16 protein-coding genes are annotated in these 16,668 nt (G+C 38.6%); 7 read left to right on the top strand and 9 right to left on the bottom strand.

Annotated elements, in window-relative coordinates; translation table 11 throughout:
* The first annotated feature begins 4 nt into the window (after positions 1-4).
* The 6 genes from KG708_RS09240 to KG708_RS09215 all read left to right on the top strand — a co-directional run bounded on the left by KG708_RS09240 (position 5) and on the right by KG708_RS09215 (position 5,396).
* The gene (locus KG708_RS09240) at positions 5-832 is read left to right on the top strand and encodes an ATP-binding protein (RefSeq protein WP_213609093.1); all 828 of its coding nucleotides are present in this window, start codon (positions 5-7) and stop codon (positions 830-832) included.
* Between the two features lie 116 nt (positions 833-948).
* Positions 949-1,896, top strand: coding sequence for a response regulator (locus KG708_RS09235; protein WP_213609092.1), 948 nt, complete (start codon positions 949-951; stop codon positions 1,894-1,896).
* Between the two features lie 5 nt (positions 1,897-1,901).
* The gene (locus KG708_RS09230; protein ID WP_213609091.1) at positions 1,902-2,285 is read left to right on the top strand and encodes a hypothetical protein; all 384 of its coding nucleotides are present in this window, start codon (positions 1,902-1,904) and stop codon (positions 2,283-2,285) included.
* On the top strand, positions 2,278-2,616 hold the full coding sequence (locus KG708_RS09225) for a response regulator (RefSeq protein WP_213609090.1): 339 nt from the start codon (positions 2,278-2,280) through the stop codon (positions 2,614-2,616). The genes KG708_RS09230 and KG708_RS09225 overlap by 8 nt, the downstream gene beginning before the upstream one ends.
* A gap of 166 nt (positions 2,617-2,782) precedes the next feature.
* A complete protein-coding gene (locus tag KG708_RS09220; protein ID WP_213609089.1) occupies positions 2,783-4,405 on the top strand; it encodes a methyl-accepting chemotaxis protein in 1,623 nt (540 codons plus the stop codon).
* 112 nt (positions 4,406-4,517) lie between these two features.
* Complete coding sequence (locus KG708_RS09215; RefSeq protein WP_213609088.1) at positions 4,518-5,396, top strand: GGDEF domain-containing protein; 879 nt, start codon at positions 4,518-4,520, stop codon at positions 5,394-5,396.
* 21 nt (positions 5,397-5,417) lie between these two features.
* Here KG708_RS09215 and KG708_RS09210 read toward each other — a convergent pair whose 3' ends face one another.
* Positions 5,418-6,779 carry a sigma-54 dependent transcriptional regulator gene (locus KG708_RS09210; RefSeq protein ID WP_213609087.1) on the bottom strand — a complete coding sequence of 454 codons (1,362 nt, stop codon included), beginning with the start codon at positions 6,777-6,779 and terminating at the stop codon, positions 5,418-5,420.
* On the bottom strand, positions 6,779-8,260 hold the full coding sequence (locus KG708_RS09205) for a HAMP domain-containing sensor histidine kinase (RefSeq protein ID WP_366513591.1): 1,482 nt from the start codon (positions 8,258-8,260) through the stop codon (positions 6,779-6,781). The genes KG708_RS09210 and KG708_RS09205 overlap by 1 nt, the downstream gene beginning before the upstream one ends.
* A 168-nt stretch (positions 8,261-8,428) precedes the next feature.
* On the opposite strand from KG708_RS09205, the gene KG708_RS09200 reads away from it, so the two are divergent.
* Positions 8,429-8,803: a DUF4168 domain-containing protein gene (locus KG708_RS09200; RefSeq protein ID WP_213609086.1), complete on the top strand. Its 375-nt coding sequence runs from the start codon at positions 8,429-8,431 to the stop codon at positions 8,801-8,803.
* Positions 8,804-8,869: 66 nt separating this feature from the next.
* Here KG708_RS09200 and arsJ read toward each other — a convergent pair whose 3' ends face one another.
* From arsJ to KG708_RS09165, 7 genes are all read right to left on the bottom strand, one after another.
* A complete protein-coding gene (gene arsJ / locus KG708_RS09195; protein ID WP_213609085.1) occupies positions 8,870-10,096 on the bottom strand; it encodes an organoarsenical effux MFS transporter ArsJ in 1,227 nt (408 codons plus the stop codon).
* 6 nt (positions 10,097-10,102) lie between these two features.
* Positions 10,103-11,113 (bottom strand): ArsJ-associated glyceraldehyde-3-phosphate dehydrogenase, encoded by a 1,011-nt coding sequence (locus tag KG708_RS09190; protein WP_213609084.1) that lies wholly within the window; start codon positions 11,111-11,113, stop codon positions 10,103-10,105.
* Between the two features lie 7 nt (positions 11,114-11,120).
* On the bottom strand, positions 11,121-11,615 hold the full coding sequence (locus KG708_RS09185) for a tyrosine-protein phosphatase (RefSeq protein WP_301003345.1): 495 nt from the start codon (positions 11,613-11,615) through the stop codon (positions 11,121-11,123).
* A gap of 11 nt (positions 11,616-11,626) precedes the next feature.
* Entirely contained in the window at positions 11,627-12,664 is a 1,038-nt protein-coding gene (arsB, locus tag KG708_RS09180) for an ACR3 family arsenite efflux transporter (protein WP_213609083.1), read from the bottom strand.
* 36 nt (positions 12,665-12,700) lie between these two features.
* Positions 12,701-13,057 (bottom strand): metalloregulator ArsR/SmtB family transcription factor, encoded by a 357-nt coding sequence (locus KG708_RS09175; RefSeq protein WP_213609351.1) that lies wholly within the window; start codon positions 13,055-13,057, stop codon positions 12,701-12,703.
* 603 nt (positions 13,058-13,660) lie between these two features.
* Entirely contained in the window at positions 13,661-14,509 is an 849-nt protein-coding gene (locus KG708_RS09170) for a universal stress protein (RefSeq protein WP_213609082.1), read from the bottom strand.
* Positions 14,510-14,519: 10 nt separating this feature from the next.
* Positions 14,520-16,004: a SulP family inorganic anion transporter gene (locus KG708_RS09165; protein WP_213609081.1), complete on the bottom strand. Its 1,485-nt coding sequence runs from the start codon at positions 16,002-16,004 to the stop codon at positions 14,520-14,522.
* Positions 16,005-16,668: the final 664 nt, after the last annotated feature.

The raw sequence follows: 16,668 nt of genomic DNA, 5'->3' as shown, positions 1-16,668 counted from the left end.
ATTAATGTCAGAAGATAGATTAGAACTTGAAAAACTTACTAAAAAAATTGATCAATTAAATGAACAGTTGTTGCACTCAGAAAAGCTGGCATCGTTGGGGCAGCTTGCTGCAGGTGTTGCCCATGAGATTAATAATCCAATTGGCTATGTAGCTTCAAATTTAGTCTCATTAAAAGAGTATATAGATAGTCTTATGATGCTAATTACCCAACTATGTAATCAATTACCTGTTGAGCAAACCAATAGATTAAAACAGTTGTATGATCACGATTATATAAGTAAAGATTTACCGATATTGATGTCTCAGTCAGAATCTGGATTACAGAGAGTTATTGAAATAATTCGTGAATTAAAAGACTTTTCTCATATAGATGATGTTGAATTCACTGAGGTAGATATTCATTTAGGCATTCACAGTACATTAAATATTTTAGCTAATGAGCTAAAGTATAAGGCCGAGGTTAAGAAAGTGTTAGGGAATATTCCTAAAATCAAATGTGTGGCCTCTCAAGTAAATCAAGTTGTACTGAATTTGATATTAAATGCAGCTCAGGCATTCACATCTTTTGGAACGATAACTATTAGTACAGGTTGTAATGATTCTTGGGTTTGGATCTGTGTCGACGACAATGGACCAGGGATTGAACAAGAGAAGCTAGAAACCATTTTTCAACCTTTCTATACAACCAAAGATACAGGTACAGGTTTAGGTTTAGCACTTTCTCGTAGTATTCTAGAGAAGCACGCAGGGATAATTGAGGTTAAAAGTAGTTTAGGTAAAGGCAGCTGTTTTACAGTAAAGTTACCAATAAACCATCCAAGCTGTTCATAAAGTAATCCCTCTTGCTTTGAGCTGCTTTATTAATATTAATCACAACAAGGTAATTAAATTGTTATACATTTTGAGCGCAGTAAATGGCAAAGTTGATAATATGTTAAGGCAATACAATGGTCTCTAAAGTCTTAAATATTCTAGTTCTTGATGATGTTGCTTTAATTTGCAATTTTTTATATGGAGTAGCCAATAAGGTTCAAGGCTGTAATGCTTTTAAGGCGTTCGATTATAAAACGGCTTCGGATATATTAGAGTCTGAATGCATCAATTTATTAATTACAGATTTAGAGTTAAAAAATGCGAACGGGGTCGATTTAATATCTGAGATCAGGAGCGGTGGTTTTAGTGCAACGACTCATGATATTCCAATAATTGTGCTGTCTGTTAACTCTTATAAAGAGTTAATTGAACAATGTGTAAAGCTTGATGTGAATGATTTTTTAGTTAAACCTATTTCTTCTGCAAAGTTAACTGAAAAAATACATGAGCATTTGCAAGCAAAAAAAATAATCAAAGATACAAACCATTACTTTAGTATTATGGAAAGCTTCAAAACGAGGGAAGTGCAAAAAGAATATAGTAATCGAGGAGTCTCAATAGTTTTAGATACTAAGCAGCCATTAGTTGAAGATAATGAAATAGATGAAAAAGTAGTAAAAGATGGTGTAAGTAAACGCGTTTTTCTAGATTGGCCAGAAGGTGCAACAACAGGACATTATCAATTAGATCGAAGGTTAAAAAATGTCGCATATACAATTAGCTACTTTTATGATGCTTTTATTGAAAACCGCAAACATGTAGCAATTGATAGTGCGCGTAAGCGTGCGATTGAATCAGTTGACTACCTACTTTACATTGGAAAGAATATTCAACAATATCAATATCCACCTGATTTTTTAAAAGCATTTACAATTTGTTTGGACAAACTTGAAATATTAATAACTCAAATAGCTTCAGTTAATTTAAAAAATAGGAATCAAATGCTAGCTTTATTGAGAAAACTAGCATCATGGTGGTCGCATACATGCAGTAGACCATTGTTACAAAATATAGGTGATTAATTTAGATGAATAATAAATTAATCTATGACAAAGATATATTTAATCTCGAAACGTTAATTGAAATCTACGATGATAATAGTGTTGAAATAGTTAATGACGCTCTATTAGGCTTTGTTCAAGCTTCGGTTAAAAAGATAACGAAGCTTGAAATTGCTTATATGGTTGATGATTTAGTTGACGTTTCATTAATTGCACACAGTTTAAGTGGCTTATGTCGCTTTTGTGCTGTAACTAAACTTGGAAGGTTAAGTGATCAGTTGAGCTTGGCGGCTAAAAATAACGACAAACTTAAAGTATCAAAGTTAATAGCTGCAATCCACGCCCATTGGCCGATGCTTGAAAAACAAATTAAATATGTAGTAAAAAACTATAGGGCTATAGATGACTAAAGTCTTATTTGTTGATGATGAGCCCTACATATTAGACACATACTTAAGAATGCTAAGAGGTTCAAAATTTGAGTGTAGCGTGTTATCTGATAGCACTCAGCTTTTTGAGTTACCTAATTTGAAATATGTCGATATTATAGTCGTTGATCAGCAAATGCCAAAAATAACAGGCAGTGAGCTCTTATTAAAAATGAAGCAGCAATTCCCTAATATAAAAAGAGTACTAGTCAGTGCCGATATATTTAAACTGGAGGGTTCTTACACTGATCTTGTCTTACAAAAACCTCTAATGAAATTAGAGTTAATAAAATGTTTATCGTCACTCAAATAGCAGCTCATGCCGTTTTTTTAATCTGTTTATTGTAATAATTGTTTACTTTATATCTGCAACATTAGAAGATGAGATTTGTACTATTTTTAGATAGCTATCTGAATTATTCTATCAAAATAAGTATTTTGTATTTATAAGATAATATTTTAAGTAAGGCATATAAATAATGATTAGAAATATCCGTATTGGACTTAGAACGCTACTTGCTTTTGGTATTTCAGCGCTTATTACCTTACTGATAGGGGGATTTTCCATAATTCAGTTGTCAAATTTAAATGCAACTACAGATGTATTAACACTACACCGTATGCCTGCAATTATGGCAGTAGGTGACTTACGACGGGATGTTTTGTTAACACAGGTTGTCATTAATGAGTTATCTGATGCTAAATCAATCGAACAGCTAGATAGGCTGAAAAAGAGGATCAGTGATTTAACTGCGTCTTATTATGAGTCAGAAAAAAAAATGTCGACCTTGTCTGACAGCAAAGAATCAATAGAAATATTTAATCAAGTCAAAGGTCTGCATGATAACTTAATGGAAACATTACCAACGCTTTATTCATACCTAAGCATTGGTGCAATGGATCGCTCGATAACTTACAGAGAACAGTTTGTAATGCCAGTTGCAAGAGATCTTAGAAGAGCGTTAGATGAGTTTTCTGACTTTCAAAGTATGCGGGCTGCACAAAATAATGATGATGCAACCAAAACTTACAATATTTCTAAACAGCTTGTTATAACATCAATAGTAATTGGACTAATAGTTGCAACTTTGTTGACCTATTTATACAGTAAAAGTTTGATTGTGCCTTTAAGAAAGTCGGTTGATATAGCAAAAAAAATTGCAAGTGGAGATTTAACACAAGACATTTCAGATCATCATAAAGACGAAGCTGCAGAGATGCTAAATGCATTGTTTCTTATGCAGAATAAGCTGCGCGAGGCGTTATCTCGAATAGCTGACTCATCTAATCAGTTAGCATCAACATCTGAGGAGCTCAACGCTGTAACTAATCAATCATCAGAAATTGTGGTGCAACAAAATGACCAGATTGGCTTAGCAGCAACGGCAGTAAGTCAATTAACAGCGGCAATTGAAGAAGTTGCTAGAACAGCATCTGCAACTAGTAGTAGCTCAGGTGTTGTGAATGAAAAAACTCAAGTAGGTAAGATAAAAGTAACCGAAACAATACAAACTATCGAATTGTTGAAATCTGACATTCAAAATTCAGAATCAAGCGTAATCGAGCTTGCAGAAAAAATAAAAAATATAACCGCCGTTTTAGATGTTATTAGGGCAATTGCAGAGCAAACAAATTTACTTGCTCTTAATGCTGCAATTGAAGCTGCACGGGCTGGAGAGAACGGGCGAGGTTTTGCAGTTGTAGCAGATGAAGTAAGAGCTTTAGCACACAGAACGCAAGAGTCGACTAAAGATATTGAATCCATGATTTCATCAGTTAGTGATGAAACTCAAAAAACAGTTAACAGTATGAGTAAGAGTAATCAACTTGCAACATCTACGTTAGCAGTCGCGAATGATACAGGTAAGGCATTCGAAGAAATTTTAATGTTAATTATCGAAATTAATAATCAAAGTGCAACAATAGCAAGTGCTGCAGAAGAGCAGGCAACGGTGGCTAAAGAGGTAGATAATAATTTAGTCCAGATAAGAGACTTGTCAGTGCAAACTTCCGTGGGGGCAGATCAAACAACGGCTTCAAGTGCTGAACTTGCAAGACTTGCAGAGCATTTAAATGAGTTAGTACTTAGGTTTAAATTTTAATTAAAGGTTTTTAAAAAGCGTACTCATCATTTTTTCTAAATATAAGTAACTTTTATTTCACCATAAGCGCTACAAGATTAGGGCTTAATTTACGAGTATAAAATTGAAAACAATGTTTGATGAATTAAACACACACGATTTACAAGTTTTTTATGTTAGCTTAGGCCAAGCTCTAGTAAAACATCATGATGGTAGGCTTAGTTTATTTTATATGTTGCAATATAATGATTCCCGCTGCCGAATTAAAAATGATTATCATCTTATATTGCACAAACTTGATTTTAGCAGCGCATTGGCGTTAGCGGATAGTCAAATAGACAACTATCAAAGGTTAGTAAATATTCAGATCAACCTTTCTAATTTAGTTGATTATGTCAAATACATTTTGGATGAGTTACATCGTAATGATATTAAAAAGAATAATTATCGCCACTTAATATCATTGATGAAAAAACTAGATAGAAGTATTGAAGGCTTTAGAAAAGAGATCTCTAACAATCTAACATATTTAGATGAATTAACAGGCTTGCTTAATCGCTCAGCAATGGAAAAAGATCTAACCGAGCTTGTTGATCTCAAACATAAGCAGGCTACAACAAGCTTAGCACTTATTGATATAGATCATTTTAAAAAAATTAATGATGAGTATGGCCACACTGTTGGGGATGATATTATTGAGTCCATAGCGGATATTATTCAATCATCATTACGAGAAACAGACACTGCGTACAGGTACGGCGGCGAAGAAATATTAATTATTTTAAAAAACTCATCTCTCGATGAGGCTGTAGTTGCGATGGAAAGGCTCAAAGTAGATATAGATGATTACATTTTTATTTCTGATGAACTAGAACTTTCCGTTACTGTTTCAATTGGAGTTACAACTCTCTTCCAAAACGATGAACTACCTCGAGACGCACTAACAAGAGCAGATGAGTATTTATATAAAGCTAAAGATAACGGACGAAACCAAGTGGCCTATAAAATATAGTTTTGTCAATCATGTAATCGTTTAATCTTCATCCTGTTCTAGCCAGCGGTATAAGGTACGTCGGGTGATGCCTAATAACTCTGCGGCTTGTTGTTTGTTGCCTTTTGTGTGCTCTAACACTTGTTGTACGTAGCTTTGTTGTAGCTGTTGCAAGGTTGGCCAGCGAGTGGTGGCTTTTTGGTTACTTTGCCCTACCTCTGGCTGGTAGTTATGGATGCGTGCTGGAAAGTCCTGAGGTTCAATATTGCTCCCACTGGCAAACGTATAAGCGCGCTCTATTGCGTTTTGTAGTTCGCGCACGTTACCAGGAAACGGGTAACGGTATAAGCAATCAAGTGCATCTTGACTCAGGCCATGCACATCACGCAATTGTTTTTGTTGCAGTTGCTGTAAATAAAACAAAGCCAGTGATTCAAGATCATCGCCTCTGTCGCGCAGCGGTGGTACGGCTAAACTAAACGTTTCTAAACGGTAAAATAAATCTTCACGGAATGTGCCCGCGGCTACACCTTGTTCTAAGTTTTGATGGGTTGCGGCGACAATACGTACGTTAATGTTAATTTCTTGGTCGCTCCCAACAGGCCGGATCGTGCCTTCTTGCAATACGCGTAATAATTTAGCTTGTAACACTAATGGCATTTCTGCTATTTCATCAAGCAATAGGGTACCGCCATCGGCTTCTTTAAATAAGCCAGAGCGCTGTTGTCGCGCACCGGTAAATGCCCCTGCAGCATGGCCAAAAAACTCACTTTCCATTAACTCTGCGGGGATCCCCGCACAATTAACAGCAATAAAAGGTTGCTCACTACGGGTGCTTTGCTCATGGATTGCCCGCGCAATTAACTCTTTGCCGGTGCCACTTTCTCCTAAAATAAGCACAGCCCCTTGCGCTGAGGCAACTTGGGCTATTTGTTGATACAAACGGCGCATAGCACGACTTTTACCCACTAAACCCGCAGGACCATCTTGTTCGCGCAGCCTAAGTTGCTGCACTTCATTGCGTAGCGCTTTATGTGCCAATAAACGTTGTACCGATAATGCTAAATGCTCTAAATCAAGTGGCTTGGTTAAAAAGTCATCAGCCCCTTTTTTTAAAGCATTTACTGCTTGGCGCACGGTTCCAAAAGCGGTAATGAGTAATAGCGCTGGTGGCTCAGACTGTTGCTTTAAGCGCTGTAATAATTGCATACCATCAATGCCTGGCAGTCTAATATCACTGATCACTAAATCAAATTGTTGCTCGTTAATACAACCTAGTAAATCTTCAGCGCAACCATAAGCGGTTACTTGATAGCCTTGACTGGCTAACTCTTCTTGTAATAGCTCTAATAAAGCAGGGTCGTCTTCAACTATGGCTAATCGGTAAGGGGATAAGCTGCTCATTAATATATATCCTGTTTGGTCAACGGTAAGGTTAAGGTCACTTCACATCCCCCTTTGGGGTTGTTTTTTAAGCTCACCGTACCTCGGTGTTCCTGCATAATTTGCTGCACGATAGCAAGCCCTAAACCAGTTCCTTGGCCTTGTGGTTTTGTGGATACAAAAGGGGTCATTATTTGTTCGTTAGTGAGGTTGCTCGTTAACCCTTTACCATCATCTTGAACCTTAATTAGCAGCTGTTCTTGTTGTTGGTGCGACTCAATTACTACGTGACTGGACGCTGCTTGTATGGCGTTTCTTACTACATTAACAATTGCCAACTCTAGGCGTGCAATATCAACATGTAACTGGACATCGGGGCAAGGTAGCTTAATTTCGGGTCGTTTTTCATCATCTTGTAACTCATAACTAATACTCTGCACGGCTTGCTGTAAAAGCGGTAATAAAGCAATGCGTTGCCAACTTGTTACCGGCGTATGAGCAAATGCTTGTAGCTGTTTTACCATACGATTAAGACGTAATACTTGACCACGAATTGCCTGCAGTTGGCGTTGACTATCTGCATCGCAGTGCTGGCGTAATAACCGCTGCGCACGGCCATCAATTACGCTCAATGGTGCACCTAATTCATGGGCAACGCCACTCACTACTTGGCCAATTGCCGCCATGGTTTCCTGCTCTTTAAGCTGTTGTTCTATTTTTCGCTGTTGTGCTTGTTGCGCCAGTAGTTGCTGTTCGGCTTCATTGATTTCATCTAGCATATGGTTCAACCCTTTAGCCACTTCTCGTAGCTCTAGCGGGCCTTGCAAGCGCGCACGATAACGCCTGTCACCACTGGCAACTCGGCGCATACTACTGACTAATTCGTTGATTGGTTGACCAATTGCGCGTTTATGGCCTCGCCACATAATCAATAAGCTTAATAAGGCCAGTGCAAACCAGCTTAACCAGGCTTTATTTGATAACTTCGCCAATGACTGTTCAAAGTCACTCGCTTTGCGGCTAATTTGTAATAAGCCATGAATTTGGCCACTACGATTAACAATCGGCAGAAAGTGAGAAAACAATGATTCTCCAGATACCGATCGATAACCGTCTTGTTGTTGCCCGGTACTCACTACCTCTGATGCCAATTCACTATTTGTGAGATCGCGCTCAATAACGCCTGTTGCTGCCACTAATGTACCATCAACATCATAAATTGAAGCGCCATAAACTCGTCCAATTGTAAATACCGATTCTAAATGTGTGTTTATAGCGTTGGTATCTTGTATTAATAAGGCGTCGCTAATAGGTATGCGTATTGCACGACCGATCAACTCCAGATCAGTACGCATACTGCTGGTTACAAGCTCATGGGTGTAAACCAAGCCAAAGCGGATAGCTAGCCCGGTTAGTAGCAGCATGGGTAAGACAACATAAAACAATAAACTGCGCTGCAAACTTGCTAGATGCCAATAGCGAAAACTGAGTAATTTTGTCACGAGCCCTCCTTATGTGTGTCATTAGTATACACTTTATAGTGTTAAGAAAAAAACCGAAAAGCCATAACTTTTAAAAAATTATTATTATTCAATTAGTTAATTTTTATTTAAATGTTGGCACGCTCTTCGCTATAAGTAAATCGAACTCAAATTTTAGGAGTAATACTTATGAAAAAAAATGCTATCGCACTATGTATCGCCGCACTATCTTTATCGGCTACTGCAGGATTTGCTAACGCTAATACTGGAGTGGCAGTACCCTCGGCACAGCAACAAACTTCAAGTATCAAAGATGCAAAGCTACTAAAGTTTAGCATTGCTATGGATTCAATTGATAAAATAAGCTCGCAGTATGAAGCTGAGTTTCAAAGCGCTGAAGATACAGAGCAAGCACAAGCGATTCAGCAAAGAGCGCAAGAAGAAATGGTGAAAGCGGTTGAGAAATCTGGATTAACTGTTGCAGAATACAGTGAAATCGCTCAACAAGCTCAACAAGACCCACAATTACGTGAGCGTATTATGGATATGTCTAACGCTGAGTAACATGATTTTTACTATTACAGCCTGATAAACACATGATTGCCAACTTGCAGCTGCAAGTTGGCATTTTTACTTAGGATGTATTTTTTGCGCTCGTGGTAAGCTAATTGATATTACAGCTGTGATAATAATAAACACTGTAGATATTACTAGGCAAGCAAGCAGGCCATGTTCCTGATATACCCACCCTGACAACACGGTTCCAATAAGCCGTCCCATAGCATTAGCCATGTAGTAAAAACCAACATCAAGAGAAACGTCATTTTTGTCTGCATAGCTTACAATTAAAAAACTATGCAATGAGGAATTTATCGCAAATAACGCGCCAAACACTAACAAACCAGCAATCAGCGTAATTTGTATATGCCATTGATAATAAAGTGATAGTGCAATAACAGCCGGCGTTACTGCCAGTGCCATCGCCCACAACATAGCATGACGCCCATCTGGAGAGGCGGTGTTACTATTTCCTGTCAGCTTGGGTGCAAAACCTTGAACTATACCATAACCAATTACCCAAGTAGCCATAAAACCACCGACATACCAGTGTTCCCAGTTAAAAACGGTGGCAAGATACACAGGTAAGGCAACCACAAACCACACATCTCTGGCACCAAATAAAAACATTCTTGCTGCAGAAAGGGTGTTGATTGTTCTACTTTTGGAGAGAATATCGGTGAATTTGGGTTTATGTTTGGCCTTTCCTAGTTCTTTGTTAAGCAGTATTAGACTTATTATCCAAACAACCGTTAGCATACACGCCATACTAACAACCGCGCCTTGAAAGCCCAATAAACTGAGCAACCCGCCCCCTAAGAAAAACCCAACGCCTTTTAACGCATTTTTAGAGCCCGTTAAAATAGCGACCCACTTGTATAATTGCCCTTGAGCATCATCAGGTACGAGTAGTTTAATCGCACTTTTAGCACTCATTTTATTAAGATCTTTAGCTACTCCCGACATTGCTTGTGCTGCCATAACCCAAGGGACTAACAGCATATCGGCAGGGACTAGCAGCATACTCAACGCAACAATTTGCAAAAATAAGCCAATATTCATTGTCTTATTTAAGCCAAGTTTTGCGCCTAACCAGCCGCCAACTAGGTTAGTAATAACACCAAACAGCTCATAAAAAATAAATAGCATAGCAATGCTAAGTGGGCTGTAACCTAAACCATAAAAATACAGCACAACTAACATTCTCAATGCGCCATCGGTTAAGGTGAATGCCCAGTAATTACCCGTTACTATCATGTATTGTCGTATCGGGGGAGTGAGTTGTGCTAGCCACTGCATAACAGTTTATTCCTTATCTAAACGGCCCACTAAACGCATCAGCTCTGCGGTACGGTTAGCGTAACCCCACTCATTATCATACCAAGCATACAATTTTACTTGTGTACCATTAACGACCATAGTGGATAACGCATCAATAATACTTGAGCGTGGATCGGTTTTATAATCAATTGAAACCAGTGGGCGCTCTTCATAGCCAAGAATATCTTTAAGTTCATTTTCTGCTGCCTCTTTAAGAAGCTGGTTAACTTCTGTCTCATTTGTTGCACGACTCACCTCAAACACACAGTCGGTTAATGACGCGTTAGCAAGTGGGATACGCACAGCATGGCCGTTAAGCTTACCTTTTAACTCTGGAAATATATGAGTAATTGCGCTTGCAGAACCAGTGGTGGTGGGAATTAAACTCATTCCACAGGCGCGTGCTCGACGCAAGTCTTTGTGTGGCGCATCCAAAATCGTTTGTGTATTGGTAATATCGTGAATTGTGGTCATTGAACCGTGAACAATGCCTAATTTTTCATGAATGACTTTTACTACTGGCGCTAGACAGTTAGTAGTACATGAAGCTGCTGTAACAATTGGGTGTGATGTTTTGTCATACAAATGATGATTTACACCCAGCACCACGTTAAGCACACCTTCTTCTTTTACTGGGGCGGTAACCACAACGCGCTTTACGCCTTGATCTAGGTAGGCTTGCAGTGCGCTTTTAGATTTCATTTTACCACTGGCTTCAATAACAACATCACAGCCAGACCAGTCAGTTTCTGTAATGTTTTTATTTTGTGTGCACTTAATGTGTTGACCATTAATAAGGATATTTGACCCTTCTGCGGTTGCTTCATGGTGCCAACGACCATGAACAGAGTCAAAAGTGAGTAGGTGAGCGAGTGTGGTTGCATCACCTGCTGGGTCGTTTATTTGCACAAACTCAACATCGTCCCAGTCAAATGCTGCACGCAGTGATAAGCGTCCCATGCGGCCAAAGCCATTAATGCCTACTTTAATAGTCATAGTTACCTCAAATAGAATAATGTGATTTTAAAAAGTGGATATGAGGCGCTAAGGTTAATGCCTTAGGCCGAATATGTTGAATTGAGGAATGTACATGTTGCCAACAATACCCTAATTCAAGTAATAATATAGCTGCTACTAATCCGGTGCGACCAGTGCCGCCACGACAGTGGATAGCCAGTGTTTGTTGTGCTTGAATACGTGCTAACAGTTCATTTTTAACGTTTTCAAATGCAATAAAAAAAGGCTGCTCTGGCGCCTGATCATCTTCAATAGGTAGCTGATACCACGTCATATTATGTTGAGTAACTTGCTCACCTAGTGTGGTTACCGCTAACCTTTCTATTTCATCATTAGGTAGTAAACTGATCACCGCATTAGCGCCGGCTGATTTTAGGTTTGCTAAAGAGGTTGTTAAATCAACTCCCTTTGTTCCAGGGCAGGGGGTAAAAATAAAAGCAGCGTCATTTTTTAATTTAAGTACATCAAAAGGATGGCTCATAATTGGTCTCTTTAATTAGTTGTTTTATTGGCAGTGCTAAACCAATGACGGGTTCGGTTTGCAAACCACACTAAGCTCAGCATAACGGGAACTTCAACCAAAACCCCCACAACAGTGGCTAATGCAGCACCTGAGTGAAGTCCAAATAGTGAAATTGCCACAGCAACAGCGAGCTCAAAGAAATTAGATGAGCCTATCATACTGGCCGGAGCAGCTAGATTATGAGGCAAGCGCATTTTTATGGCGATAAAATAAGTAATAGCAAAAATAGCATAGGTCTGAATTAACAAAGGGATTGCAATGAGCACAATTGCTTGCGGGTTGGTAATAATCGTTTGCGCTTGAAAGCCAAATAGCAAAATAACGGTTGCCAGCAAGCCAATAATCGACCAAGGCTTAAGGGTGCTAAGAATACCTTTAAGTGCTTGATGATCTGATTTTTTATCCACTTGTTTACGGGTGATTACACCAGCGACTAAGGGGAGTACTACATATAAACCTACAGATAACAGCAGCGTGTCCCATGGCACGGTAATATCGGTGATCCCCAATAAAAACCCAGCAATAGGCGCAAAAGCGAATATCATAATAATATCGTTTACCGACACCTGAACCAGCGTGTAGTTTGCATCGCCTTTCGTTAATTGACTCCACACAAAAACCATGGCGGTACAAGGGGCAACACCCAGTAAAATCATACCTGCTATGTATTCGGTGGCTGTTTGTGGGTCAACCCAATCAGCAAAAATGCCTTTAAAAAATAACCACCCTAAAAATGCCATAGTGAAAGGTTTGATCAACCAATTGACAACAAGTGTAAGAATAAGCGCCTTAGGTTTAGCACTCACATTTTTTAACGATGAAAAGTCTATTTGTATCATCATTGGGTAAATCATCAGCCAAATTAATACCGCCACAACTAGGTTTACATGCGCAAACTCAAAGGTAGCGATAGTAGCAAACAGGTCAGGCATTATATTACCCAAAAAAACCCCAGTGATAATGGCTAAGCCAACCCAAATATTCAAGTAACGTTCAAATATTCCCATTTTATTTAACCTTTGATCATTCTTTGATTTGCGGTGTTACTCGCAGCAAGATTGCGCCCGTTCTGGGCGATTACCCATTTTTTCAAGTATGGTCAGATTATCTGAAATTAAATCAGCGTTATGCTGCAGTGTGTCAGATAATACAGTATGCACCCACGTTGGTAATGCTTGGTTAATGCTATAAAAAACCCACTGGCCTTGGCGTCTGTCGGTCAGTAATCCGCAATTACGCAGTTGCGCTAAGTGACGTGATACTTTAGGTTGATGCTCGCCAAGTGCTTCCATGAGTTCGCATACACAGAGCTCATCTTGATCAACAATGAGTAATAAACATTTGAGTCGTGTTTCGTCAGCCAAGCATTTATAAAACTGTAAAGGGTTCACTAAATTTATTCCTGTTTTCTCATTATTTTATCTGTATTTATTTTCGCTTTAATTTACTGTTTTTATATGTCAGTTAAATAAAAGCTCAAACACGCACTAAATGACACAGATAAAATAATTTTTAAAATATACGGTATTGTAAAGATATATGAATAATCATATGCCCTAATATATATATGGTCAACCATATATATGGAAAAAAGAATGTAACAACGGTCGTATTAGTTTGTGAAGATAGTTTTCTTAGTATAGTTTTTAGGTATAGCTTTTTGCTTTTATCGAACGTGACTGAGAAAACATTTGTAATGTCATTGAATCGTACACTACTAGAATGACGGGTGTTAAGGTGTTAGTGCTTGCAAACAGCAAACACATTAAATTATCTGTTTTTCTATACAATAAAGTTAAGCTTAGCCGAGTAGGCTAAGCTTAACTGATCAATAGTAAGAACATACCAACCTGCATAAATATTTGAACAATTTAACGAATTAAATTCCTCTATAACGTTGTTAAGATTTTTTCATTTAGAACAACTAGATATCAAAAATTTTGCCTAGTTATAGAGCAATTTTCTTATCGTTAAAATAGATCCCATATCCAAGCAGATTGGTATTACTTAATAACTAATAGTGACGTGCTACTATTAGCTATTAGTTTAAGCGTATTACTACCTACAAAGAACTGCCTTACTTTTGAATGCGAAAACGCCCCCATAACAGTTAAGTCAACATTGAGTTCAAGCTGTTTAGCTAACAATGTTTCAGCGATATTACCGCCATCAACAAAGTGTGCAGTGATGGATGCAAATTGTGACTCTAAACGGCTTAGCTCTTTATCAAACGCGTCTTTAGTGGCATGGCTAGTGTTACCTATCATCACCAAATGACAGTCGCAATTAGCCAGCAATTTGGTTTCGAGTAACCGCTCAATGGCCAGGTTAGCTTGCTCTGTGCCATCGTAAGCTAATAAAAACGAGTGTGGTTGCTTAAATTTACCCACAGTCAGTAATAATGAACGATCAATAACTCTCAAGGCGCTTTCAATATGAGAGCCAACAAGGTGTGTTTCATTAATATGATCTTCACCGCTGCGGCCCATTACATAGCAACGAATTAGTGATTTAATATCACTAAGTGTATGGTTTACATCGCCAAAGCGCTCAAGCGTTTCTACTGGGTGGTTAAGTTCAGGTAATGACTGTTGTAATTGTTCCAGCAAAGCTTTGCTATGCGCTTTTAGCAGTTTACTTTTTTGGGCATCGTGTTCGGCTAACTCTTGTAATAAAGTTTCATTGGCACCTAAGCCAATATTACCGGCTAAATTAACATTAGCTGAGCGGTCTTTTTCAATACTATGTAATAGGACTAAAGGCGCCGCTAAACGCTCAGATAACCAAGCTCCCGCTTGGCATACAGACGATGCCAAAGGTGAGCCGTCAACGCATGCTATTATTTTTTTCATTGTATTCTCCTTAGTGGCCAGCCATCATTTTTTCTACGGCAGCGGGATCATCATGAATTGCAAATTTATCAACCACGGTTTGAGTTGCACTGTTCATGCCTTTAATAGTAACTTCGGCACCTTCTCTGCGTAATTTAATTACTACTTTATCGAGTGCGCCTACACCACTGATATCCCAAAAATGCGCATGGCTTAAATCTATTGTGACATTGTCGGCAGCGTCTTTAAAATCAAACGAATCAACAAATTTATCGGCTGTGGCAAAGAACACTTGGCCTGTTACTGTATAGAGTTTATTGCCATTAGATGTTTGTGACTGTACCACCATAAAACGACTAATTTTATTTGCAAAAAACAGTGCAGATAGTAATACACCAACAAACACACCCATTGCTAAGTTATGGGTTGCAACAACAACCGCAACCGTAGCAATCATAACAATATTGGTTGAAAGTGGGTGCGTTTTAAGATCACGAATAGAACTCCAAGAAAAGGTACCAATTGACACCATGATCATTACCGCAACCAATGCCGCCATAGGAATAAGTTTTAACCATTCATCTAGAAAGACCACCATAATTAACAAAAAAGTACCGGCGACAAAGGTAGATAAGCGGCCACGACCACCTGATTTAACATTAATAATTGACTGGCCTATCATTGCACAACCAGCCATACCACCTAATAAACCCGCGCCAATATTGGCAACACCTTGGCCTTTACACTCACGGTTTTTATCGCTTGAGGTGTCGGTTAAATCATCAACGATGGTGGCCGTCATCATTGACTCTAATAAACCAACAATGGCAAGGCCTATTGAATAAGGTAAAATAATTAACAAGGTGTCTAGGTTTAGCGGAACATCAGGCCATAAAAATATAGGCAAGGTATCGGGTAGTTCACCCATATCACCTACAGTACGAATATCTATACCCATAGCCACAGCAATAGCAGTTAAGACAACAATACACACCAATGGTGAGGGGATACTCTTACCAATAACTGGCAAGTAAGGAAACAAATAAATAATACCTAAACCAGCGGCGGTCATTGCATAGACATGCCAAGTGACATTGGTAAGCTCAGGGAGTTGCGCCATAAAAATGAGTATGGCTAAAGCGTTAACAAAGCCAGTAACCACAGAGCGTGAGACAAAACGCATCAAGCTGCCAAGCTTTAAATAACCGGCAATAATTTGCAATACACCGGTAAGTAAAGTGGCGGCCAGTAAGTATTCTAAACCATGCTCTTTTACTAGCGTCACCATTAACAGTGCCATCGCGCCTGTTGCAGCAGAGATCATACCCGGTCTGCCGCCAACAAAGGCAATCACAACCGCAATACAAAATGAGGCATATAAGCCGACTTTAGGATCAACACCCGCAATAATAGAAAAAGCAATTGCTTCCGGTATAAGCGCCAGTGCAACAACAATACCGGCTAATAAGTCTCCCCTAATATTGGAAAACCACTCAAGTTTCATTTTTTCAAGCATAGATAACCTTTTAAATAGAGTTAATGGCAACACAGACAGGTAGCTTGATCATCCTGATCGCCATACCTTTTAAGTATTGTCAGTTAATAGTAAGTAATATTTTTTTCGGCATAAAGCCTACCGTTTAACGGCATAGAGTGCGTCACGCTATTTATGTGACTTTATAGGGGGGGGGACAGTACTTAGGGCGGCGTAATACGCAACACGTTCTTCCTTTTCACTAAGTTAAAAAACAAAGGATATATTTTGACACTGATCAAGCTTATTTACAAGCCGTTACACAGAGCAACTTAGTTTATCAAAACTTACTAATTTTTGATTGTTTTAAATGAATCATTATTAACGCCGCTAGCGTCTGATTTAGCCCCTTAAAATGGTGTGGATTAGTAGAGGGTCTAAAGTAATACGACAACGTTGTGGTGATCTGCCGCACGATTAAAAAGAAAGCTTTTTAACAAAAAGTCTTCTACAACTAGTATGTTGATATAATTGCTATGCTAAAGTGTAGTAGAGTGCCTAAAAAACCATCAGGCGGTACCAATTTGCATATATTTGAACAATTTAACCCATTAAATTTTAGTGTAACATTGTCAAAGTGTGTTTATTTAGGACAACGAGAACTTAAAAACGCTGTTTAGTTAACCGGGACTCTGCTTAAGAGATT

It is taken from the genome of Pseudoalteromonas sp. (genome assembly GCF_018402495.1).
Classification (GTDB): Bacteria; Pseudomonadota; Gammaproteobacteria; order Enterobacterales; family Alteromonadaceae; genus Pseudoalteromonas.
Note: the sequence above shows the minus strand (reverse complement) of the source record. Positions and strands in the feature narration are given on the sequence as shown.